Origin of the sequence: Streptomyces sp. NPDC055955 (assembly GCF_042270245.1) — a bacterium.
GTDB lineage: Bacteria > Actinomycetota > Actinomycetes > Streptomycetales > Streptomycetaceae > Streptomyces.
Map to the genome: position 1 here is coordinate 23,935 of NZ_JBHJYS010000032.1, position 22,606 is coordinate 46,540.

The following is a 22,606-nucleotide window of genomic DNA, read 5'->3' on the forward strand; positions in this document are numbered from 1 at the left end:
TGATCACGCGGGCGACCAGGCCGAGGAGGCGTCCGCGCACGCCACGCACAGCGGTTGGAAGAAACCTGTCTTCTGCGGCATCCGCCACCCGGGGTCCGCTGACTCCGTCTCGGCCGCGAGCCCGGTCAGACGGTCCCGGCCACGCCACACTCGCTTCGTTTCATTTCAATTCAATTCGCTTCGCTTCGCTTCGCTTCGACGAGCGTCGCGGGTTTCATGCGCACGGGCGAGCGCGAGTTCTGGCGAGGCGAATTGCCCAACACACTCATGGCCCGTGTCCGGCGGCACACCTCACGACCGTATGGGGCTCAGCATCGTCGGCTCGACACCGGCGACGCGTTCAACCGCCGCACCGTACAAGGCAGTCACGCACCCCACAGACGGACCACCACAACGGCGGCCACCCCAGAGGGGCCCGATGGTTCACGACTGCCCACACTCGGCCCTACCTCACCGGGTCGTTGTCCGCCCAGGCAATGATCAAGCCCGGCCCGAAGACCCAACACGCGCCGACGGCCAGAGCTCCCGCCGCCAATCCGGCCAAGGCAATCTTTCGCCTCCGTGACATGCCCATCGCCTCTTCCCGCCGCACCCCGCCTACAGCGCCGGCAACGATTCTGCGCCCAGGCCCGTCCGCACCTCAAGGGCTCACCGCTACAAGCAACTTGGCGGTCGCGCCTCTGAGCGGTCAGAGCAGGCGCGCGTCCATACTTCAGCGGATCGGGCGACCGCCCGGCCGATGCGCGGTGAGCGGAGCCATGCCGTCGGCGAGCAGGCCGCCGGTGAAGCCCTCACGTCATGGACCGAGCAGAACACCCAGGAACTCATCGGGTCAGGAAGGTTTGTCAATTGCGTTCGGCGGTGGGCAGCTCGCCGGTGCTCCCATCATCGTTGTCGCCCCGCTCATAGCGGCTTTCCTGTACCCGCTTTGGGCGACGCTCGGCTCGACACTGGGCCTACCCCAGGCTCTCCTGCGGATGCGCGGCGCGCCACGCTGCCATCGACGCGTTCCACTCGTCGCCGGACAGCGCCGTCAGCGACGCCGGGAAGAGTCCGTCCTCCTCCTTGGCGATGTGACGGTGCAGCTCGTCGGCCGCCTCCCTGAAACGGCGTACATCGGTGGGGTCAGCGAGGTCCAGGGCGGGCAGCAGCACGGCCAGCTCACGGTGCTCGGCGACCAGCGCGTCGATGTAGTCCGTGTATTCCGGATCGTCCCGCATCACCGCGAACAGACCGTCCTCCTCACCTTGCCAGTGCGTGGCCAGCTCCCGTGACATCAGGACGACCAGCTCCCGCGCGGTCGCGGTGTCACCACGCTCCAGCGCCCGCACCGCGTCCCCTGCCGCGTCGGTAACCCGCTCATGCTCGGCGATGAATTCCTTGATCAACGGAATCTCACGGCAACCGCAGTAATGGCACATGGACCCATCACAGACGCCCGAGCGCGACTTCCCGCGCCGCCGGGGCGGGAAGTCGCTCCTCCATCACCCATGTGCCCTGCCGACTACGACAGCAGCAACTGCCTCCAGGGCGAGCAGGCCGGTCACCCCGCATATCGCGCCAACACCTCACGAGGGTCTGTCGGCCATAGTTTCCCGCCGTGCCATGAAGTGCCGAGCGTGCATAAGTGCGGCCTTCGGGGAGTGCCTCGTTGCCGAGGTGCTCCCTGCGACGCCTACGTCAATCGTCAATGGGCAATGGGCAGTCGCAGGCCGTTCACGGCCGCCGCCACCCGCACTCTCAGCTTGTCATTCCACGGCCGGCCCCGAATCGGCTGCCACCCCTGGCCGCCGAGGCCTCAACACCCCCTCAGGAACCGGCGGAACGCATAAGCAGCTGACACGCGCCGAGCCGGCGGTCACACTACTGATCGATTCAGCGGCCTCACCTGAGGAGACCAGATGTCCGCGAAGGACGACGCACCGAGCCGCCCATTCCCGATACCCAAGGCGCGGCTCGCGATCGGCTCGGCCACAGCTGCCCTCCTTGTCTTCGCGGCGGGCTACGGCGTCGGCAACGCCACAGCCACCAAGGGCCACAGCAACGGCAGCCACGGCGAGAGCCGGGCCGACGTCTATCGGGACGGATATCTGGCGGGGCAGAAAATCCCTGACGCCGACGAGACGATCACGGCCGACGCCGCCCGGCAGAAATGCGGTGAACTCTTCTACCAAGCCCCGTACCTGGACGAATGGCAGAGCGGTTGTCTCGCGGGGGCACAGCATCTGCCGCCGTATCCACCCTCGAAATGAGGCCAAGAGGCCTTTGGCCCGACTGCCGGGCTGGGGCTGCCGGGCTGCCGGGTCGTTCGTGGCGGGGCTAAAGGTAGTCCCGTAAATGATCTTCGACCGGTGCCGACCGCCTCGTGCGAGGCGACGATCGCCTGATGCCCGATCGTGATCCAAGGGTGTACAACCCCGTGTGGATCCCGGCTGTCTGAAAGGCGCCGGACGATGAGTCTCCGGCGCCGTTCAGTACAGAGATCGGGGATCAGGTGGGGAAGAAGTTCTGGAGAGCTGTCGCGGCCGGTGGCGCGGCGGCGGTGTTCACGGCCATGGCCGCGGGACCGGCCGGGGCGGCCGAAGGCGGGGTCTCGTTCACCCGCGTCCAGGTGAACGGCGGCAATGCGATCGTGATCGGGGTGTCGAACGAGGTCGCGGCGCCCGCATCCTTCCGGATGGCGACCACCCACGAGTGGAAGTGGCCGGCGGTGTTCCTGTACCGCGGCAATGCGGACCCGACGGGTGATCGGCTGTGGCACGCCATCGAGACGAGCGACTGCATCAAGGTGAGCACCGGCGTGTGCGACTTCAAGGAGACGATGTACTTCGACCCGAGCGAGTGGGAGATGCGCAACAGCGAGGCCGGAGCCTGGAAGGTCGCGGCCGAGGTCTACTTCCAGGGCGGCGGCGGTGACACCGATGACGAGGGCCTCACGGCCTACGTCAAGCGCAACTCCCGCCTGACCGTGAACGCCTCGCCCGAGCCGGTGGCCAAGGGCAAGACCATCACCGTGACCGGCAAGGTCACGCGGGCCAACTGGGAGACCAGAAAGTACGCCTCCTACGAAGGCCGTCTGGTGACCCTGCAGTTCAAGCCCACCGGAGCCACCTCCTACACCACGGTGAAGAAGGTATACGCGAACGGCTCGGGTGATCTCAGGACGACCGTGAAGGCATCCCAGACCGGTACGTGGCGTTGGGCTTACTACGGCAACACCACCACCGGGCCGTCGACTTCGGCCGGTGACAACGTCGTAGTGAAGTGAGTTCCCTGGACTGACTCTCGGCCTACTCCACACAGCTGCAGGACTACCTTTAGGGCGGCGGGCGCGGTCGGCGGCGAGGTATCCAGCTCTGAAATGCAGCTGCATCCCTGGTTCTGTCTGGGGGGTGGTCCGGTATCCGATCCGTGGCCCAACCGACGTCCAGGCCGCCGTCGGCAAGACCGTGACGATCGCCGACGGCGGCCATCCAGGTACCTGACTCGCGATGCCGCACCGCCGCCGGGCCGGCGAGGAACTGCCCCACTGGAAACGGCAACACAACCGCGCCCACAAGCAGGTCCGCGCCCGCGTCGAGCACACCTTCGCCCGAATGAAGACCTGGAAGTCCCTCCGCGACTGCCGTCTCAAAGGTGACGGCGTCCACCACGCCATGCTCGGCGTCGCCCGCCTGCACAACCTCAACCTCTCCGGATAGGTCGGCCATCGCGCCGTGACCGGCCGACACGCAGGAGAAAATCATTGCGGGACAAGCCTTAGCGCCTCGCTGCTGATTAGCGAGGTGCCCTAGAGTCGCCGCATGCGACGAAGTACAGGACTCGCGATCGCTGGGGCTGCAACATTGGCCTGGGGCGAGTGGTTGAACCGGCGCTGGTCTCGCGCTCTCGTCGGAAACAGCGGGGGCGATTCCGAGGCCGTGATCGTGCTGGGCTACCAAAACCCCCAAGCGACGGCGAACTTCATCAACCGCTGGCGCGTCCGTGCTGGAATCCGGTCCATCGCCGCTGACAGCGCCCGTGACACTCGCGTGGTCTTCACTGGCGGTGCCACCAGCGGTGGCGTTGCGGAGGCCCGGTTGATGGCTGACTACGCGAAGTCGGCGCTCGCGTTCGACGGCACAGTGCTTCTCGAGGACAAGAGCATGACGACATGGGAGAACATCAGGAACGTGATCCCTCTGTTGGAGGGCGTCGACCGCATCAAGATCGCTTCCCAGCCGGCTCACGGGCTCAAGGCGCGTGCGTACTTGCGGCGGCAGCGCCCTGATCTCGCCAAGAAGCTCGTGCAAGCGGATGACTACCGTCCTGGCGAATGGATGGTCGTCAAACCGCTGCTGGCCCTGTACGGGCTTTGGACACTTCGCGGCCTCGATGCCGACGAACGGAAGGCCTCGCTGTAGAAGGCCGCTGTCGCGTCGGCATCACAGACGGTGCTCCTTGAGCCGACGCCAGCAGAGGTGTGCACCTCCCAAGTGAGGCAGGCTTCGCGTCTGCCGTCGCGGAGCTCCCAGCGGATCCGCAGGGCGCCGGAACCAGTTCCGACAGCGACTTGCCGAACTGCCCCGCCCTACGGGAGACCACCCGACTCCCCCGCCCGTGTCTCCCGCGCGGGCAGAGCGCATGACGTGATCAACGGCGACAGCGGGGGCGTGGAGCCGTTCCGACGGACCCGCCGAGCCATGCGTCGTCCGGGCGGCGAGTCCCCCCACCCCCGTCTCAGAGCCCGCGCCCAGCAGCGAAGTACGCACGGCTGTCAGGCACTTCGGCACCGGCCCCGCGCTCCCGCGTGCCTTTCGGAACCTTGCTCATCTCGCAGTCGATGTGCGATCTTAGTTCTGTTCGGTTCATGGAAACGTTTCCACGAGGAGATGGGGCGGATGGCCACCATCAAAGACGTCGCGGCACGAGCCGGGGTCGCACTCGGTACCGCATCCCGGGTGCTCAGCGGCAGCAGCCAGACTTCGGCCGACTCCCGGTCCCGCGTGCTCGCGGCCGCGGCGGAGCTCGGTTACATCGCCAACGGACCCGCCCGGTCCTTGCGGCGGGCCCGGACCGAGGTACTGGGACTGATCGTCTCGGACATCCGCAACCCGTTCTTCTCCGAGCTGGCCCACGCCGCCGAGCAGGAGGCACGCCGCCACGGCTACACCGTGCTGCTGGCCAATGCGAACGAGGACGCCGAGCAGGCCGACGCCTACCTTCGGACCTTCGCCTCTCAACGCATCGACGGCCTGCTGTTCTCGCCGCAGGGCACCGTCTCGCCGCAGGTGGCGGCCACGCTGGCGTCCGGATTGCCGCTGGTGTTCCTCAACCGCTCGATCGAGGGCGTCGACGCGCCGCTGTACGGCACCGACAACGCTCAAGGCGTCCAGCAGGTACTCGCCTGGCTGCAGCGCCGGGGGCATCACGACGTCGCGTTCATCGGCGGCCCGGACACACTCTCCACCGGAGCCGAGCGCCGCGCCGCCTACCTCGCCGGGCGTCAGGCGCACGGCATCAGTACCGACGACAGACTGCTCGACGCCGGTGACTTCCTGGCCGGCGGTGCGGCAGAGGCCATGTGTCGCGTCCTTGACCGTGGTGTCACGTTCTCGGCCGTGTTCGGTGCCAACGGGCAGACGACGCTGGGAGCCGTCCGCGCACTGCGCGAGCGACTCGGCGCCGAGCAGGCATCCCGTATCGAGGTCGTCTCCTTCGACGACCTGGACTGGTTCGAGTTCACCTCGCCGCCCATCAGCGCGGTCCGCAACGACGCGTCGTCGATCGGCCGGCTCGGTGTACGTGGGCTGGTCGACCTCATCGCAGACCGCGCCGCACCCGGACAACGTGTTCCCACCACCTTCGTCGACCGGTCCGTGCAGGACATCCGGTGAGGATGCGGATCGCCCTCGGCGCCGCCTCCACCGAGGACAGCGATCGCCTCAGGCATTCTCCTCATCCCGGCCGATCTCCCGCAGCCCGATCGACCGCCCCACAGTCGGCCGAGCGGAGAGCACTTCTCCGAAGCGCATGGGTGTGCAACTGATGGGGCCCGCGGCCGAGCGGGCAATGCCCCACACCACACCCACAAGACAGTCACTGCGCTGACGCCACCGCGCAGCGTGGGCTCAAGGGCTGCCCAGCCCGATTGGCCGCATCCCCGGCACACACGCCCCAGCACTGCAACGCCCCTCACCCGTCAGGCGGAAGACGGTGCACCCCTCTTGAAAGGACCAACGATGCAGGTCGCCCTCGGCGCAGACCACGCCGGATACGCGCTCAAGGCCTCCGTCCACGCGGCCATTGAGGCGCTCGGCCACGAAGTGATCGACTGCGGCACCCACAGCTGCGAGCCCGTGGATTTCCCGGACATCACCCGCGCCACCTGCGAAGTCGTGCTCTCCGGCGCCGCCGATCGGGCCGTGCTCGTGTGCGGCACCGGCCAGGGCGCCGTCATGGCCGCGAACAAGCTGCCCGGCATCCGCTGCGGCCTCGCCCACGAGCCCTACTCCGCCCACCAGGCCGTCGAGCATGACGACGCCAACACCATCGCGATGGGGGCCTGGCTCGTCCCGCACGCACTCGTGCCCGACATCATCCGTGAGTTCCTCGGGGCCGTCTTCGACGACGACGAGGACACCCGTCGTCGCGTCGCGAAACTCAACGCGCTCGACGCCGTCACCCCGGCCTCCTGACCCACCTCCCACATCTCTCTCGGCGAGAGCGCCCGCGCTGTCGCCGACTCCGAACTCGCCCTGCCCAAGGACGACTACGCCGGGCGGCTCCTCGGCATGCCCGAAACAGCTGCTCAATGGCCCCGGCCTGCCTTCGTGCGGCCCCTCCTCCTCGCTGCGCACACGCCGGCAACGGTCCGGCGACCGATCAAGGAGAACCACATGTCCAGCAGTACCCCCGCCGAACGGCGAAGCGCGCTCGGTTCCAAGGACCGCTTCAAGACGGCGATCGCGGCCGCCTTCGGCACCAGCGTCGAGAACTACGACTTCATCGCGTACGGCACAGCCTCCGCGCTCTACTTCGGAGCGGTCTTCTTTCCCGGGAGCGACCGGTTCGTCGGCACTCTGCTCTCCTTCGCGACTCTCGCCGTCGGCTTCGTCATGCGCCCGTTGGGAGGCGCCATCGGCGGCTACTTCGCCGACAGGTTCGGCCGCAAACCCGTCCTCGTCGCAGCGATGACCGTCATGGGCGCGGCCACGTTCCTCATCGGCGCGCTGCCCACTTACGGACAGGTCGGCGTGCTCGCACCGATCCTGCTCGTGGCCATCCGCATGATTCAGGGCCTCGCGTTCGGAGCCGAGTGGGGCGGAGCGATCACCATGGCCTACGAACACGCACCGTGGCACCGTCGGGGCATGTTCGCCGCGATACCCCAGTCCGGCAACCCGCTGGGCATTGCCCTGGCCAGCGGTGTGTTCGCGTGGAGCGACACCCTCGACGGCAACTGGCAGTGGCGGACGCCTTTTCTGCTCAGCGCCGTCCTCGTGATCGTCGCTCTGATCGTTCGCTCCCGGCTCTCCGAATCCCCCGAATTCCAGGAAGCCCAGGCCGGCGGCGAGACCAAGAAGAACCCGCTCCGGGCCACCCTGGCTGACGACTGGCGGGGCATCCTGCGTGTCATCGCCTTGCGCGTCGTCGAATCCTTTGCCTACTACTCGACCGCCACCTACCTTCTCAACTACATCACCGAGCGCCACCCCGATCTCAGGCCCGTCGCTCTGGGCGCCATCACCGCCGCCAGCCTCCTCGCCGTCGCCGTCACCTTCCTCGCGGGCGCGCTCACGGACCGCATCGGACGCCGTCCGCTGTACATTGCGGCCTGCGTCGCGGCGATCCTCTTCGCGTTCCCGATGTATCTCCTCACCAACTCCGCCCGGCCCGCCCTCGTAGCGACGGTGTTCATCATCGGAATCGGCCTCATCCACGCATCACTCACAGGAACCCAGGGCTCTTTGCTCACCGAGCAGTTCCGCACCGCGACCCGTACCTCGGGAGCCTCGCTGGGGTACCAGATCGCCGCGGCCATCGGCGGTTTCGCCCCGCTGCTCGCCGCGGCCCTGGTAGGGGCCTTCGGTTGGCCAGGCGCGGCCCTGCTCTACCTCGGCGCGGCCGTGATCGGGCTCGTCGGCATCCTCTTGACCAAGGAGACCTGGGGCCGTGATGAGCGAGAGCGCGTGCTCCGCCTCGTCGCGGAACAAGGCCAAGGCCGGACCACGTCCGGCGTGCCGACCGACGCCTTCTCGTCTTCGGCGTCGAAGTCCCGCTGAGCCTGGTTCCCCTCACGGTGCGTCTCCTGGATGCGGCCGTGACGTCCGAGACCGCCGAAGCCGCTCGTCACGCGGATCAGCCATGCCTTTCATGGCATCGCTGCGTACCTGCGAGGCGAGCACCGGACCTCGTGGCCGCCGTCGAGGACTGCTTTCGCCGCATCGGTCATCACCGAGTCCTGTCCGGGGGCCGGCCCCCGCTTCCCCACGACGCTCTGCTCAGGCGTATCGGATCAGCCGCGCTGCGGTCTGAGCGGGAGTCTCCTTCTCCGTATAGATCGTCCGCGTCGCCAGCTGTCGCGCGCCGGGGTCGTCGAGCCACTGTCCCAGGAAGTCGTGTCCGTCGATGATCCAGGACTGCCCCTTGGTCGCTGTGCAGCGTTGCCGTAGGAGGGTGAGCGAGATCTCGCGGTCGGGTGAGGGCAGAACCCGGACCACGTGTCGGCAGTGTCCCAACACGGTGCGTACGTCGGCCAGGTGTACGGGGTCGGTGTAGGTGGTGTGGCCTGCGCCCAGTGCGATCACGGCGTCAGGACGGTCGGCCACCACACGCGCCACAGCGTGCGCCCGGGCGCCTTCCCACTCGGTCTCCGCCGCGAGGCGTCCGACGGTCGCGATGCGCTCGCGGAGTCTCGCGATGCTCCATCCCACCTGCGCGTAGTACTCATCGGCAGCGGCGTCCAGATCGACGAACGGCCTCTGCGCCCTTCTCGCGATCTCCTGGCCGAGGGTGGTCTTCCCGGTGCCGGCCGGGCCGATCAGGACCATCCATGGCGCATCCGTGGGTGCGGGCCGCTTCATGTGGCGGCCAACTGGGGTGTAGGGGTGCCGACTTCGGTTTCCGGCGTAACGGCCGGCGTCCTGCCGGCACTCTCGCGGACGATCTCGTCGATCAGGGAGCAGTCGGGCACGCTGCCGCCTCCGTTGACTCCGCCGAGCATATGCGTGCCCCTTCCGGCCGACGTCGCGACGTCGGCCTCCTCATACCGGTCGGTCGATCACTCGGAACGCTACGCCCCCACGCGCCGACGCGGAATCGAACCACAGGCGATGAGGGGCGCTCCTGAGAAGCAGGTGGGCCGGTTCCTGGCGCTGTTGCGGTCGCCGCTCCGTGCGTCTGCGGGCAGGCGGTGTGCCGCTTGCCGCGTCTGGGGCCGGCCGGCGTGCTCCGCTCAGGCCGACTCGCGTACCACCAACTGCGGCACGATCACTCGCTCGGCGAGCGGGCCGCGGCCCTGCACGAGCGCCTCGACCTGCTCGACGGCTGCTCGTCCCACCTGGCGCTTGTCGACGTACAGCGTGGTGAGCGGCGGGTCCATCAGTTCGCCGAGCATCAGGCCGTCGCACCCGACGAAGGCACAGTCGCCCGGTACGTCCAGGCCCCGGCGCAGCGCTCGGCGCATGGCTCCGACCGCGATCAGGTCGTTGTAGGCGAGGACGGCGGTGGTGCCGGGGTGTTCGGCGAGCAGGCGGTCCATGCCGTCGGCGCCGCCCTGCACGGAGTTGGCCACGGGCACGACCGGTGTCCCTCCGGTGTCGAGGCCGCGCTCGGCGGCGAGGGCGAGGAACAGGGCGCGCCGGGAGTGCGGGTCAGCCTCGTCGCCGCGGGCCTTGTCGTCGAGCATGACCACGCGCCGGTGCCCGGCGGCCATGAGGTGCCCGAGTGCCTGCCGCATTCCGGACTCGAAGTCGATGCGGACGCCGCCGGCGGCGGGCGGCCGGGTGTCGTGGTCCAGGAGCACCAGGGGGATACCGGTGCTGCGCACCCGCTCGATGGCGCTCTCGGCGAAGAAGTAGGCGACGCACGCGTCGACATGGTCGGCGACCGTGGCCGCCACCCTCTGCTCACGTTCGAGGGCCGACCCGGTGCTGTACACGGCGACCTGCCAGCCGCGCTCGTCGGCGGCCTCCATCACGCCGGCGACGACCTCGGGGAAGAACGGGTTGAGCACATCGGCGACGACCAGGCCGAGTGTGGTCGTCGCGGGGCCGGCCATGCCGCGCGCGTGCCGGTTGGGCCGGTAGCCGAGTGTCTGGGCCACCTCCAGGATCCGTGCCCGGGTGTCCGGGTCGATCTCCGGTTTGTCGTTGATGGCGCGGGAGACGGTCTGCCGGGAGACACCCGCGGAGCGGGCGACGTCGTCGATGGTGACGCCGTGACGCCCGCGCCGGGACGTGCGGGGGGTGGGCATCTCGGGAAGGTTCCTCTCTCCGCCTGTCCACGTGCCGTCCGTCGTCGCTGCCGGACGGTTCACGTGAGCGCTCACGGACATGATGAGCAGCTCGTTCCCTGCTGTCAACGATGCCTCGCCAAGGGGTAGTTGAGGTGATCAAGCTGAACCAAGGAATCCCTCGCAGCGGTCTTGACGGGGACATGCGGCGGCTCCAAGGTACTCCGTGAACGCTCACGGGAACGCTCACGAATCGGCCACCCGTCCCCGCAGCCGCCTCCCCGGAGGGCATACGTGACGTCGATCGCGGTCACCACGGCAGAACGCCCGCCCACGCCCACCACCGCACTCATCGACCAGGTCAGCGTCGCCGTGCTCGTCGACGGGGTGCCCATGGAGCCCGTCGTGCGCGAACTCCCCGACGCGGTGAAGGCACTGGACGTGCCGGCCCCCGAGGGCGCCGCCGTGGAGATCCGTCTGCTGACGCCCCTGCGGGACGCCGTCGGCTACTGGCACCCGGACGCCGGCTGGCAGCGGTCCCTGCCGCCGGACTGGGCCGGTCGGCTGAACGCCGGCTTGGTGCACGGCAGCGCGATCGGCTGCCTGTACGAGACGTCTGGGCGGACGCTGCTCGCCTTCGCCGCCCAGGACGCGACGGCCGAGACGCACCTGGTCTTCGGCGTCTCGGAGCAGCGCAAGCTGTTCGCGGTGCATCTCGAACTCAGCGCCGGACGGCATCCGTTCACCTTGCTCTTCGCGGGCCACAGCCCCTCCCCCGCGGCGGCGCTGCGCCCACTGCGCCGACGGCTCGTCGGCTCCGCGCAGCCTCCGCCACTGGCCCTGCCGGAGGCGGGCCGGACTCCCGCCTACTCCACCTGGTACGCCTTCGGGCAGGAGGTCACGGCCGACGGCGTGGCGCGGGAGGCCGAGCACGCCGCCGCACTCGGCTGCGGACTGCTGATCCTCGACGACGGCTGGCAGCGAGGCGGCCGGGAGCGCGGCTACGCCTGGGCGGGCGACTGGCGGGTGGACACGGCCAAGTTCCCCGATCTCGCCGGGCATGTGCGCCACGTGCAGGGCCTGGGCCTGGCGTACATGGCGTGGATCGCCCCGCTGCTCCTGGGGCCGGACTCGCCCGCATGGCGGCGGCTCGCCCCGTACGCCCGCGCCCCCAGCCCGACCGCGCCGGGCGCACACGTCCTCGACCCCAGGGAGCCCCGGGTGCGCGCACACGTCCTGGACATGTGCACCCGGCTCGTCGCCGACCACGGGCTCGACGGCCTGAAGCTGGACTTCCTCGACGACGCCACCGTGTACGCGGATGACGGCGGCGCCCCGGTAGGACCCGCGATGGCGCTGTTGCTCGGGGAGCTCCGCGCCACCCTCGGCTCGCTGTGCCCGCGCGGCCCGCTGATCGAACTGCGCCAGCCCTATCTCGGCCCCGGCATGAGCGCGTACGGGAATCTGCTGCGTGCCACCGACTGCCCGGCCGACGCCACCGCGAACCGGATCCGCACGATCGACGCGGCGCTCTGCGCGACCGGCGGTGCCGTCCATTCGGACATGCTGATGTGGGACCCGGACGCAACGGCCGAGACGGTGGCCCGGCAGATCCAGTCCGTGCTGCACGCGGTTCCCCAACTGTCCTGCCGTTTGGCCGAGTTGAGTTCAGACCATCGCGAGTCCCTGACGTTCTGGCTGTGCCAGTGGCAGCGACTGCACCCCGTCCTGCTGGACGGCGAGATGGAGCCGGGGCGTCCGGACGAGCTGTACCCCCTCGTGCGGGCCCACGCCGGCGACGCCCAGGTGATCGTCGCGCATGCCGAACGCCCCGTACCGCTCGACCTGATGCGTCATCCCCGGGCCGATCTGGTGAACGCCACCGCCGCGGACGGCCTGGTCTGCGTCATTGCGCACGGCCCGGTGCCGGCCACGCTCACCACGTACGACGCACGCGGCCGGGTCACCCACTCGGGCCCGCACACCCTCGGTCCCGGGGCGGTCCGCCTCGACGTACCGCCCTCCGGCCTGCTGACCGTCCGGCCACCCGACTGAACCCGAGGAGGTCCCCCAACTCCCCTGCACGGCAGTTCCCTTGTCCCGGCAAGATCACGGTGCCGCACCCGAAGGAGGAACAACCCCTCATGTCCAGCAGACCAGCGCGCCGGCCACGGCGCCTGTGGGCCCTGTGGGCGGCCCTGCTCGCCCTGTTCAGCCCCCTCCTGCTCACCCCCGCGTCCGCCCCCGCGGCCCCCGACATGACCGCCACCGCGCAGGCGGACCCGGTTCCGGGCATGTTCAACCCGCGCCAGACCTGGCTGCGCGACTCCACCGCGGGTCTCTTCCTGCACTGGGGCATGTACACCCAGCCCGAGCACTACGACTGCGACTCCTGGCAGAAGGCCGTGAACGACAGCGGCTGGAACCCGGACTACTGGGTCAAGGAGACGCAGAAGATCCACGGCTCGTACATCGTCCTGGCCACCTTTCACAGCCGCCTGGGCTATGCCCGCCCCTGGCCGTCGAAGATCCCCGGCAGTTGCTCGACGAAGCGCGACATCCTCGGGGAGCTCATCAAGGCGGCCAAGGCCGAAGGCATCAAGGTCATCCTCTACATGACCGACGATCCGCAGTGGCACGACGTCATGGGCCCTGAGTCCTTCGACTCCGCCGCCTACTCCGCGTACAAGGGCAAGGACGTCGACCTGACGACGCGCCCCGGCTTCGGCGAGTTCAGCTATGACAACTTCTTCGAGGTGATGCACAACTACCCGGACCTGAAAGGTTTCTGGATCGACAACGACAACGAGTACTGGGAGCAGCACCACCTGTACGAGCAGATCCGTGAGCAGCGCCCGGACATGCTCCTGAGCAACAACAACGAAGACACACCGATCATGGACACCGTCAGCAACGAGCAGAAGACGGGTATGACGCCCGACTACGACATGCCGGCGGCGTACTGGACGTCCATGCCGCGCCTCACGGAGTCCTGTTACAAGGTGCCGTCGAGCGGCGCCTGGTGGTACGACGGTCAGGACCGTCCGGTCGACACGGCGCTCAACATCCGCCGCTACGTGGCCAACGCGGGCACGTCGTACAAGTCCCTGATGGACCTCCAGGCCCAGGTGGACGGGACGTTCCCACCCCAGCAGCAGGCGTTCACCGACTACATGTCGAAGTATCTCGACCCGATCTGGGAGTCGCTGCACAGCGTGGAGGGCGGCGGCTATCTCTACGGCGGGCTGCGTCCGGGTGCCTGGAACGACGGGGCGTACGGCTACACCACGGTGGCCAAGGAGGATCCGACGCGCCAGTACATCCATGTCACGACGCGGCCGACGGGAGGCGACTCCGGCACTCTCGTCGTGCGCGACAACGGCACGAAGGTGAAGCGGATCAGCGATCTGCGTACCGGCGAGAGGATCGCCTTCGACCAGCACGACGGCACCGTGACGCTCAAGGGCATCACCACCTGGGACCCGTACGACACGGTCTTCAAGGTCGAGACGGTGCGACACCGCCAGGGTCTGTACCCGTCCGACACGGTGCGGGCCACCGCCACGTCGTCGAAGGACGGCCACCCGGCGACCAACCTCACCGACGGCGACCTCACCCGGTACTGGGACGCGAACGGGCAGGTGCCCGTCTCGGTCACGCTGGATCTAGGGGCCGTCAAGAAGGCCCGGTACCTGGCCGTGAACCAGACCGAATGGTCGCCCACGTACAACCGTGAGTCGTTCGGCAGGAAGGAGGACTCGGCCCGGATCAAGGACTACAAGGTCTTCGTCAGTGACGACGGCGAGCACTGGGGCGATCCGGTGAGGACCGGTGTCATGGAGAGCGCCCGCAGCACCCGCTACGTGGACCTGGACACCACGGCCCGCTACATCAGGCTGGAGGTGGACAGCACCTGGTCGGCGGCGACCGTCGTCCCCTACTACCACCAGTTGAGGATCGACGAGATCGCGGTCGGCCACTCGTATCCTGTGGGCCACGGCCGCGGGTGACCCGCGCGCTTGTCCCACGGGCTTGTCGGGCCCGCGGGACAAGCGGCTCTGCCGTCACCCGGCGGTCGGCGGCCCTGGCGAGGGCGCCCGCTCTGGCGAATCGGACATCTGCCCCCGCGGTCTACTTCGCGGCCGCCGCCAGCGCTTTCGCTATCGCGTCGTACGCGGGCTTGCGCTGGAGGTTCTCGTCCCAGGGCAGCGCCGCGCCCTGGCCGGAGAAGACCGCCGGGATCCACGAGTGCCGGTCGGAGTAGCCCCACAGCGTGATGCCGACACAGCGCCGCACGGCCAGGCAGGCGTCGGTGACCTGGGCGTACCAGTCGGCCTGTTGGGTCAGCTTGGCAGCGTCGGCGGGCAGGATCATCCGGACGTCGAGCTCCGTGATCGCGACGTCGAGGCCCAGGTCGGCGAAGCGCTGGATGTTGCCCTTCATGTCGCTCGGGAAGCCGTACTGCAGGGCGAGGTGCGCCTGCATGCCGAAGCCGTCGATCGGGACCCGGTCCGCCTTGAGCTGCTTGATCAGCGTGTAGTAGGCGTCCGACTTCGCCCCGAGCCCCTCGACGTTGTAGTCGTTGAGGTACAGCTTCACCTTCGGGTCGGCGGCGTGCGCCCAGCGCAGCGCGTCGGCGACGTAGCCGGGGCCGAGCGTCTTGTAGAAGATGTTCTCCCGGTACGTGCCGTCCTCGTTCATGATCTCGTTGGCGACGTCCCAGGCGAAGACCTTGCCCTTGTAGTGCTTGACCTCGGTCGTGATGTGGTTCTTGAGGATGGAGCGCAGCTCGTCGGCGGTCCAGGTGCCGTCCGTCAGCCAGCTCGGCAGCTGGCTGTGCCACAGAAGGGTGTGGCCGCGCACCTTCAGATGACGGGCCTTCGCGTACGCCACGATCTCGTCACCGGCCGTGAAGTCGAAGACGCCGCGCTGGGGTTCGGTGGCGTACCACTTCATGCCGTTGCCGGGGGTGGTGGCGCCGAACTCACTGCCGAGAAGGTCGGCGTACGCGGTGTCGTCGAGTTCGGGGTTGTCGACGGCTGAGCCGAAGTAGCGGCCGGTCCGCTGGGCCAGGTCGTCGAGCGTCGCGGGGCGGTGCCGGGCGCCGTCCGCGTGGGCGGCGGGGACCGCGGCGATACCGAGCAGCAGGGCCGTGGACGCGGCGAATGCAGCGGCTCTGGCTCGGGTGCGGCGTGCGGGAGTGCGCATGGTTCGGCTCCTCAACTGGAGTGTGCGAGTGGGTGGTTCATTCGCTGCCTGGCCGCAGGCGGTGGATCAGGGCGATGCCCGCCGTGCGGGTGGTTGCCTTGGTGCGGACCTGCTCGCGGCGGCGCCGCGCGCGTCACTTCACGCGCAGCTCGCACCGCATGCGCCGCTCGTGCCCGACCTCCCGTACCGGCCCGGTGAGGGTGAGCGGCACGGCGTGGTGGATGTCGGTGCTGGACGCGGCGACACGCAGTTCGAGGGCGCCGGGTTCGACGACGCGGCGGCCGTCGGCGCCGGTGTACGCGGCGAGGTCGGCCGGGAACGTGGCGTGGACCTCCGCGCACGCCCCGGCGTCGAGCGGGACCCGGGCGTAGCCCACGAGCCGGACCTCCGGCCGCGCGACGGTGCCGACCGGGTCGTGGAGGTAGAGCTGGACGACCTCGGTGCCGGGGCGCTCGCCGGTGTTGCGGACGGTGAGGCGGATCGACGTCTCTCCGTCGGTGGGCAGTTCGGGGGCCTCGCACTGCGGGGTGTCCCAGGCGAAGGTGGTGTATGACAGGCCGTGCCCGAAGGGGTAGAGGGCGGTGGGGTCCACCTTGCTCGGGGCGCCGTGGCGGCCGAGTGGCGGTGAGAGGTAGGGGGCGGGCTGGCCGCCGGGGGTGCGTGGCACGCCGAGGGGCAGCCGGCCGGACGGCTCGACGCGCCCGGACAGGACCCCCGCCACGGCTCCGCCGCCTTCCTGTCCGGGGAAGAAGGCCTGCACGACGGCGGCGGCGCGGTCCGCCCAGCGGCCCAGCGCGTACGGCCGCCCGCTGAGCACGACGATGACGGTCGGGGTGCCGCGGTCGACCACCTCGTCGAGCAATGCGCCCTGGTCGTACGGGAGTTCCAGGTCCTCGGCGTCGCAGCCCTCGCCGGACGATCCTCGCCCGAACAGGCCGGAGCGGTCGCCGACGACAGCCACGCACACGTCGGCCGCCCCGGGGTCGTCGACGAACTCGGCCCCGGGCAGTTCGGCACGCAGCGCCTCACCGAGCGTCGGTACATCGATGCCGGTGGGCAGTTCGGGGTGGTTGACACCGACGTGCCGGGGGAACGTGTAGCACCCGAGCATGGCCGCCTGTTCGTCTGCGAGGGGTCCGACGACGGCGATGCGGAGGCCGTCGTCGAGCGGCAGGACGCCGGAGTCGTTGGCGAGCAGCACGACGGACTCCTGCGCCGCCCTGCGGGCCAGGTCGCGCAGGTGCGGGGGGTTGAGGTCGACGGGAGCGTCGTCGCCGTCCTGTTCGTGGTCGGGGCCGGGGTCGAGCAGGCCCAGCTGGCACTTCTGGGTCAGGACGCGCAGGGCGGCCCGGTCGAGGAGGTCCCCGGGGAGGTGGTCGGCCGCGGTGAGGCAGCGGGCGGTGGGCAGTTCGACATCGACCCCGGCCGCGAGCGCGAGCCGGGCGGCCTCCGCGGGCGAGTCGGCGATCTTGTGGGCGGACTCCAGGAACGAGAGGCCGAAGTAGTCGGCGACGGTGGTCCCGGTGAACCCCCACTCCTCGCGCAGGACGTGGGTGAGCAGGCCGGGGTGGGCGTGGGCCGCGAGGCCGTCGATGTCGTTGTAGGCGGCCATCACGGAGCGGGCGCCGCCGTCGCGCACGGCCATCTCGAACGGGGGCAGGATGACGTCCGCGAGCTCGCGGGGGCCGAGCGGGGCCGGGGCGTGGTTGCGGGCGCCGCGCGAGGCGGAGTACCCGGCGAAATGCTTCAGGGTGGCGACGATCCCGGCGGCCTCCAGGCCCCGTACGTACGCGGTGCCGATGGTGCCGACGAGGTACGGGTCCTCACCGATGGCCTCCTCGGTACGGCCCCAGCGCGGGTCCCGCACGACGTCGAGGACCGGGGCGAGGCCTTGGTGGACGCCGACCGCGCGCATCGACGCGCCGATGGCCTGCGCCATCTCGGTCACCAGGGCCGGGTCGAAGGTGGCGCCCCAGGCCAGCGGGGTCGGGAAGACGGTGGCCTGCCAGGCGGCAAAGCCGGTCAGGCACTCCTCGTGGGCGATGGCGGGCACGCCGAAGCGGTTGCCCGCACGGATCCGCCGCTGCAGTGCGGCGAGCCGGGCGGCCCCCTCTGCCGGTCCGACGGGGACGGTGCCGAAGGGGCGGGTGAGGTGTCCGAGGCCGTGCGGGAGCAAGGCGTCGAGGGCAGCGCTGCGCGCCACGTACGCGTGCTGGCCCGGGGCGACCGCGGCGGTGTCGGTGTCGATGTCGGCGCCGAGCCACACGCTGGACAGCTGGGCGGTCTTCTCCTCGGGGGTCATCCGGGCGAGCAGGTCCGCCGCCCGGACATGGTCGGGCAGGGTGGTGTCCTGCCAAGGCTGAGCCATGGAACTCCTCAAGTGCGCTACGAGCAGGTGGGGTTCGGGCGACGGTGCCGTCATATCGGCGCCGGGCCGGTGACCGGCCGGCCCTTGGCCCTGCCTCTCGCGATGGCTCCGGTGGGCTGCCGCACGGACTCCGCGCAGGAGTGGCGGGAGCAGGGAGACGGAGGCTGACATGACCGCCTTCCGGAAGTGTTCCGAAACTATCGGTGGACGGCTTCGGAAGTTACGGACACACGACGGGGGTGTCAACGGCCCGGACACAAATGGCCGTTGACACCCCCGATGGGTGCCGGGTGTGTCAGCTCTGCCGCGGCTCCGCCGTACTGGCCCTGACCACCAGTTCCGTCGCCAGCTCCACCCGTGACGAGGCCGGTGCTACGGACCGGGCCAGGTCGAGGACGAAGCGCGCCGCCAACTTGCCCATCTCCGCCAGTGGTTGGCGGACCGTGGTCAGCGGTGGCGCCGACCAGCGCACCTCCGGGAGGTCGTCGAACCCGAGGACGCTCATGTCCTCCGGCACCCGCAGCCCGCGCCGGCGCAGCGCCTCGATCGCCCCGAGCGCCATCTGGTCGCTGGAGGCGAAGACGGCGGTGGGCGGTTCGGCCAGCTCCAACAGCGCGTTGCAGCCGGTGAATCCGGACTCGTGGTAGAAGTCGCCGGGCACGATCAGCGCGTCGTCTACGGGCACGCCGGCCACGTCCAGAGCGGCCCGGTACCCGTCGAGCCGGGCGCGCGAGCACAGCAGCCGGGGCGGGCCCTCGATGAACCCGATCCGGCGGTGACCGAGACCCAGCAGGTGCTCCGTCGCGGCCATCCCGCCCGCCCAGTTCGTGGCACCGACGGTCGGCGCCTCGGTGGCCGGTGAACCGGCAGGGTCGACGACCACCAGCGGCACGCCCAGGCGCCGCAGTTCGTCGTGCAGCCCCGGTTCGAGGACCGAGGTCACGAGGATCACCCCGTCCGACGCGCGGGCCCGCAGATTCGTCATCCACTGCCGGGCCGCGCCCGCCCGGTCGTGAATCGCGGAGACCACCGTGCCGACCCCGGCCTCGTGCGCGACCTCCTCCACGCCCCGGATGATCTCCACCGCCCAGGGGCTGTCCAGGTCGTTGAAGACCAGGTCGAGCAGCGCCGCCCGGTCGCCGGGAGCGGGCGGACGTCGCTGGTAGCCATGCCGCTGCAGCAGGTCCTCGACCCGCGCCCTGGTGGCGGGCGACACGTCGGAGCGCCCGTTGACGACCCTCGAGACGGTCGGGACCGACACTCCCGCCTCCCGCGCGATCTCGGTGATCGTCACCTTGGCCGGCCCGTCCGGGCTCTGCGCGGCTGCCTTGCCTGTCCCGCCAACCCGGGCCACGTTCCCCACCTCCATCGACCTCTGCATCCTGAAAGTTCTCCGGATTCCTTCCGGAAACCGTAGGACATGCCGTCGACCACGCGCCGGTCAAGCCGCGTTTTTGTACGACCCGCCGAACGCCCGGACCCGAATCTACGCGACCCCGGCTTCCAGCACCTGTCGCAGCCAGGCCAGTTGACGTCGTACGTGCACCGCGTCGCCGTGCTCGTGGCCGTTGAACGGGTAGGCGTGGATCTCCCGGACGGGGTCCGTCCCGGCGTGTTCGCCGTAGCGGTGGTACGCCGCGTAGGCGCCGCTGGGCGGGCAGACGGTGTCGCGCAGGCCCACTCCGAAGTGGGCCGGGGCGTGAGCGCGCCGGGCGAAGGAGATGCCCTCGACGTAGGCGAGCGTACGGAACGCCGCGTCTTCCGCGCCCCGGTGCACGGCGAGGTAGGCGGCGATCTCGCCGTAGGGCCCCACGTCGGTGAGGTCGAGGGCGCGCCGGATGCCGCACAGGAAGGGTGCCGTGATCAGAGCCGCGGCGAGGTCGGGGACGAGTCCGGCGACGGCGAGGGCCACTCCCCCGCCCTGGCTGTTGCCCACCGCGGCCACCCGGCCGGGGTCGGCTCCGGGCAGGGCCCGCAGCGCGGCGACCGCGCACACGGCGTCGGTGATCAGACGGCGGTAGTGGTGGTCGTGGGGATCGAGCAGCCCGCGCACAGCGGGCCCCGGGCCGCCGGGAGCGCTCGCGTGCGGGTCGGGGGTCGCGCCCCCGTTGCCGTACTGGTCGCCCTGGCCGCGGTTGTCCATGAGCAGGTGGGCGTATCCGGCGTTCGCCCAGGTGAGGCGCTCGTGCGGGAGGCCGCGGCCGCGCCCGTAGCCCGCGAACTCGACCACCGCGGGCAGGAGTTCGCTGTTGCCCGCGGGTCGCGTGTACCAGGCGCTGACGGGATCTCCGGCGAAGCCGCGGAAGGTGACGTCCCAGCTCTCGACGAGCCGCAGGCCGCTGTCGGCGGGGCGGACGCTGATCAGGGGTTCGCGGTGGGCGGCGGACTTCAGCGTGGCCTGCCAGAACGCGTCGAAGTCGGCGGGTTCGTCGGGCTCGGGTCGGTGGCGCTGAAGTTCGTCCAGGGGCAGGTCGAAGGCGGGCACAGGCACCTCACAGCCGGGAACGGAGCCAACTCCCTTTGACGCGGCACCCATTGACAGGGGTCGGGAGCGGCTTTAGGTTGCGGCGACGTTACCGGAAGATTCCTGAAAGTTCTCGGTGCGTCTTTCCCCGCTTCTGTGATGACCTCTGCCTGCCCGTGTGACGAAAGGCCCAGCATGAGCTCCCCCACCATGACGGGCAGCCAGCCCCGCACCGGCGGCCCGCCCGCCCCGCCACCCGGCAGGAAGCCCCCGGCCGGCCGCCGCTCCTGGCGCCGATCGCTTCGCCGCGACTGGCAGCTGTACTCCCTTGCGGTGCTGCCGATCCTGTTCTTCCTGGTCTTCCGCTACCTGCCGATGATCGGCAACGTGATCGCGTTCCGCCGCTTCGAGCCGGGCGGTTCGATCCTCGGCGAGGAATGGGTGGGGCTGCGCTATGTGCAGATGTTCCTCAGCGACCCGACGTTCTGGCAGGTCTTCCGGAACACGCTGTGGATGGGCCTGCTGACGCTCCTGTTCTGCTTCCCCGTACCGATCGTGCTGGCCCTGCTGCTCAACGAGGTCAGGCGCACGGCCGTGAAACGCTTCGTGCAGTCGGTCTCGTATCTGCCGCACTTCCTGTCCATCGTGATCGTCGCGGGCATCACCGTGCAGATGCTGGCGTCGGACGGCCCGGTCAACCATGTCCTCGCGACGTTCGGCCACGATCCGGTCCGGTTCATCCAGGAACCCGGCTGGTTCCGCACGATCTACGTCGGTTCCGAGGTCTGGCAGACGGCCGGCTGGGGCACGATCCTCTATCTCGCCGCGCTCAGCACCATCGACGAGGACCTGTACGAGGCGGCACGGATCGACGGCGCGAACCGCTGGCAGCAGACGTGGCACGTCACACTGCCCGGCATCCGCCCCACCATGGTCACCCTGCTGATCCTCAACATCGGCACGTTCATGGTCGTCGGCTTCGAGAAGATCCTGCTGCTCTACAACCCACTGACGTATCCGACGGCCGACGTCATCTCGACCTACCTGTACCGCACCGGTGTCGAGTCGAACTCCTTCAGCTACGCCGCCGCCATCGGACTGTTCGAGGCAGTCATCGGCCTCGTGCTGATCACCTCGGCGAACCGGGTGTCGCGCAAGACCGTGGGGACGAGCCTGTGGTGAGCATCGAGACCCGGCCCCGCGCCGGGACGTCCGTGAACAGCCCGACCCGCGGCTACCGCCTCTTCCAGGGCGTCAACGCCGTGATCCTGACCCTGGTCGTGGTGGTCACGCTCTACCCGATCATCAACATCGTCGCCCGTTCCTTCAGCGGGGAGCGCCAGATCCGGGCGGGCGAGGTGACACTGTGGCCCAAGGGCTTCAACCTCACCACGTACAAGATCGTCTTCCAGGACGGGACGTTCTGGCGCAGCTACGGGAACACCGTCCTCTACACGGTGCTCTCCACCGCCGTCGCCATGGTCCTCACCACGCTCTACGCATACGTCCTGTCGAAGAAGGACCTGCGCGGGCGCACGTTCCTCGTCGGCATCGCCGTCTTCACGATGTTCTTCTCCGGCGGCCTGATTCCCAACTACGTGCTCATCACCAGCATCGGCCTGAAGAACTCGATCTGGGCGATCGCCCTGCCGAACGCCATCAGCGTCTTCAACCTCCTGGTGATGAAGGCGTTCTTCGAGAACATGCCGGCCGAACTCGAGGAGGCCGCGCAGATCGACGGCCTGAGCGCGTACGGGACTCTGCTGCGGATCGTACTGCCGCTGTCCAAAGCCGTCATCGCGACCATGGTGCTCTTCTACTCGGTGTCGTTCTGGAACTCATGGTTCTCGGCGTTCCTGTACATGGACAGGGCCGAGCTCATGCCGGTCACCGTGTATCTGCGCAACCTCATCGCGGGCGCCACCGAGGGCGGCAACGCGGGGGCCGCGACCGACCAGCTCACCCAGGCCGCCGCCAACATCCAGTCGGTGACCATCGTCCTCACTGCGCTGCCGATCCTCGCGGTCTATCCCTTCGTGCAGCGGTACTTCGTCTCGGGCGTGATGCTCGGCGCCGTCAAGGGCTGAGCACACCCCCTTCACGCATCAACAGATCGACAAGACTTGGGAGT

Annotated in this window: 17 protein-coding genes and 1 pseudogene; 11 read left to right on the forward strand and 7 right to left on the reverse strand. The window is 69.5% G+C overall.

Features of this window, described 5'->3' with window-relative positions:
* Nucleotides 1-956: 956 nt before the first annotated feature.
* Nucleotides 957-1,388, reverse strand: a complete 432-nt coding sequence (locus tag ACFC96_RS41455) for a hemerythrin domain-containing protein (RefSeq protein WP_376259705.1) — start codon at nt 1,386-1,388, stop codon at nt 957-959.
* Nucleotides 1,389-1,901: 513 nt separating this feature from the next.
* Between ACFC96_RS41455 and ACFC96_RS41460 the strand changes: the two genes are divergently transcribed.
* The 7 genes and pseudogenes from ACFC96_RS41460 to ACFC96_RS41490 all read left to right on the forward strand — a co-directional run bounded on the left by ACFC96_RS41460 (nt 1,902) and on the right by ACFC96_RS41490 (nt 8,264).
* Nucleotides 1,902-2,252: a hypothetical protein gene (locus ACFC96_RS41460; protein WP_376259703.1), complete on the forward strand. Its 351-nt coding sequence runs from the start codon at nt 1,902-1,904 to the stop codon at nt 2,250-2,252.
* Between the two features lie 242 nt (nt 2,253-2,494).
* The gene (locus tag ACFC96_RS41465) at nt 2,495-3,268 is read left to right on the forward strand and encodes a hypothetical protein (RefSeq protein ID WP_376617610.1); all 774 of its coding nucleotides are present in this window, start codon (nt 2,495-2,497) and stop codon (nt 3,266-3,268) included.
* 160 nt (nt 3,269-3,428) lie between these two features.
* Nucleotides 3,429-3,701: pseudogene (locus ACFC96_RS41470) on the forward strand (transposase family protein); the annotation flags it as partial.
* A gap of 102 nt (nt 3,702-3,803) precedes the next feature.
* Complete coding sequence (locus tag ACFC96_RS41475; protein ID WP_376617612.1) at nt 3,804-4,403, forward strand: YdcF family protein; 600 nt, start codon at nt 3,804-3,806, stop codon at nt 4,401-4,403.
* Between the two features lie 477 nt (nt 4,404-4,880).
* Complete coding sequence (locus ACFC96_RS41480; protein ID WP_340459628.1) at nt 4,881-5,876, forward strand: LacI family DNA-binding transcriptional regulator; 996 nt, start codon at nt 4,881-4,883, stop codon at nt 5,874-5,876.
* Between the two features lie 345 nt (nt 5,877-6,221).
* A complete protein-coding gene (locus tag ACFC96_RS41485) occupies nt 6,222-6,677 on the forward strand; it encodes an RpiB/LacA/LacB family sugar-phosphate isomerase (protein ID WP_376617614.1) in 456 nt (151 codons plus the stop codon).
* Between the two features lie 201 nt (nt 6,678-6,878).
* Complete coding sequence (locus ACFC96_RS41490; protein ID WP_376259698.1) at nt 6,879-8,264, forward strand: MFS transporter; 1,386 nt, start codon at nt 6,879-6,881, stop codon at nt 8,262-8,264.
* A 219-nt stretch (nt 8,265-8,483) separates the two neighbouring features.
* Here the strand turns inward: ACFC96_RS41490 and ACFC96_RS41495 are convergent, their stop codons facing one another.
* Both ACFC96_RS41495 and ACFC96_RS41500 read right to left on the reverse strand, forming a co-directional pair.
* Nucleotides 8,484-9,032, reverse strand: coding sequence for a shikimate kinase (locus tag ACFC96_RS41495; RefSeq protein ID WP_376617616.1), 549 nt, complete (start codon nt 9,030-9,032; stop codon nt 8,484-8,486).
* 404 nt (nt 9,033-9,436) lie between these two features.
* A complete protein-coding gene (locus ACFC96_RS41500) occupies nt 9,437-10,456 on the reverse strand; it encodes a LacI family DNA-binding transcriptional regulator (protein ID WP_376617618.1) in 1,020 nt (339 codons plus the stop codon).
* 273 nt (nt 10,457-10,729) lie between these two features.
* Here ACFC96_RS41500 and ACFC96_RS41505 point away from each other — a divergent pair, with 273 nt between their 5' ends.
* Both ACFC96_RS41505 and ACFC96_RS41510 read left to right on the forward strand, forming a co-directional pair.
* Nucleotides 10,730-12,490, forward strand: coding sequence for an alpha-galactosidase (locus ACFC96_RS41505; protein WP_376617619.1), 1,761 nt, complete (start codon nt 10,730-10,732; stop codon nt 12,488-12,490).
* A gap of 89 nt (nt 12,491-12,579) precedes the next feature.
* Nucleotides 12,580-14,445 (forward strand): alpha-L-fucosidase, encoded by a 1,866-nt coding sequence (locus ACFC96_RS41510; RefSeq protein WP_376617621.1) that lies wholly within the window; start codon nt 12,580-12,582, stop codon nt 14,443-14,445.
* 121 nt (nt 14,446-14,566) lie between these two features.
* Here the strand turns inward: ACFC96_RS41510 and ACFC96_RS41515 are convergent, their stop codons facing one another.
* The 4 genes from ACFC96_RS41515 to ACFC96_RS41530 all read right to left on the reverse strand — a co-directional run bounded on the left by ACFC96_RS41515 (nt 14,567) and on the right by ACFC96_RS41530 (nt 20,496).
* A complete protein-coding gene (locus tag ACFC96_RS41515) occupies nt 14,567-15,643 on the reverse strand; it encodes an endo-1,4-beta-xylanase (RefSeq protein WP_376617623.1) in 1,077 nt (358 codons plus the stop codon).
* Nucleotides 15,644-15,776: 133 nt separating this feature from the next.
* The gene (locus ACFC96_RS41520) at nt 15,777-18,011 is read right to left on the reverse strand and encodes a glycoside hydrolase family 3 N-terminal domain-containing protein (protein WP_376617625.1); all 2,235 of its coding nucleotides are present in this window, start codon (nt 18,009-18,011) and stop codon (nt 15,777-15,779) included.
* A 295-nt stretch (nt 18,012-18,306) separates the two neighbouring features.
* Complete coding sequence (locus tag ACFC96_RS41525) at nt 18,307-19,365, reverse strand: LacI family DNA-binding transcriptional regulator (RefSeq protein WP_340458071.1); 1,059 nt, start codon at nt 19,363-19,365, stop codon at nt 18,307-18,309.
* Nucleotides 19,366-19,497: 132 nt separating this feature from the next.
* On the reverse strand, nt 19,498-20,496 hold the full coding sequence (locus ACFC96_RS41530; protein WP_376617627.1) for an acetylxylan esterase: 999 nt from the start codon (nt 20,494-20,496) through the stop codon (nt 19,498-19,500).
* A gap of 174 nt (nt 20,497-20,670) precedes the next feature.
* Between ACFC96_RS41530 and ACFC96_RS41535 the strand changes: the two genes are divergently transcribed.
* The gene (locus ACFC96_RS41535) at nt 20,671-21,657 is read left to right on the forward strand and encodes an ABC transporter permease subunit (RefSeq protein ID WP_340458073.1); all 987 of its coding nucleotides are present in this window, start codon (nt 20,671-20,673) and stop codon (nt 21,655-21,657) included.
* Nucleotides 21,654-22,562, forward strand: a complete 909-nt coding sequence (locus ACFC96_RS41540) for a carbohydrate ABC transporter permease (protein WP_376617629.1) — start codon at nt 21,654-21,656, stop codon at nt 22,560-22,562. The genes ACFC96_RS41535 and ACFC96_RS41540 overlap by 4 nt, the downstream gene beginning before the upstream one ends.
* Nucleotides 22,563-22,606 lie beyond the last annotated feature (44 nt).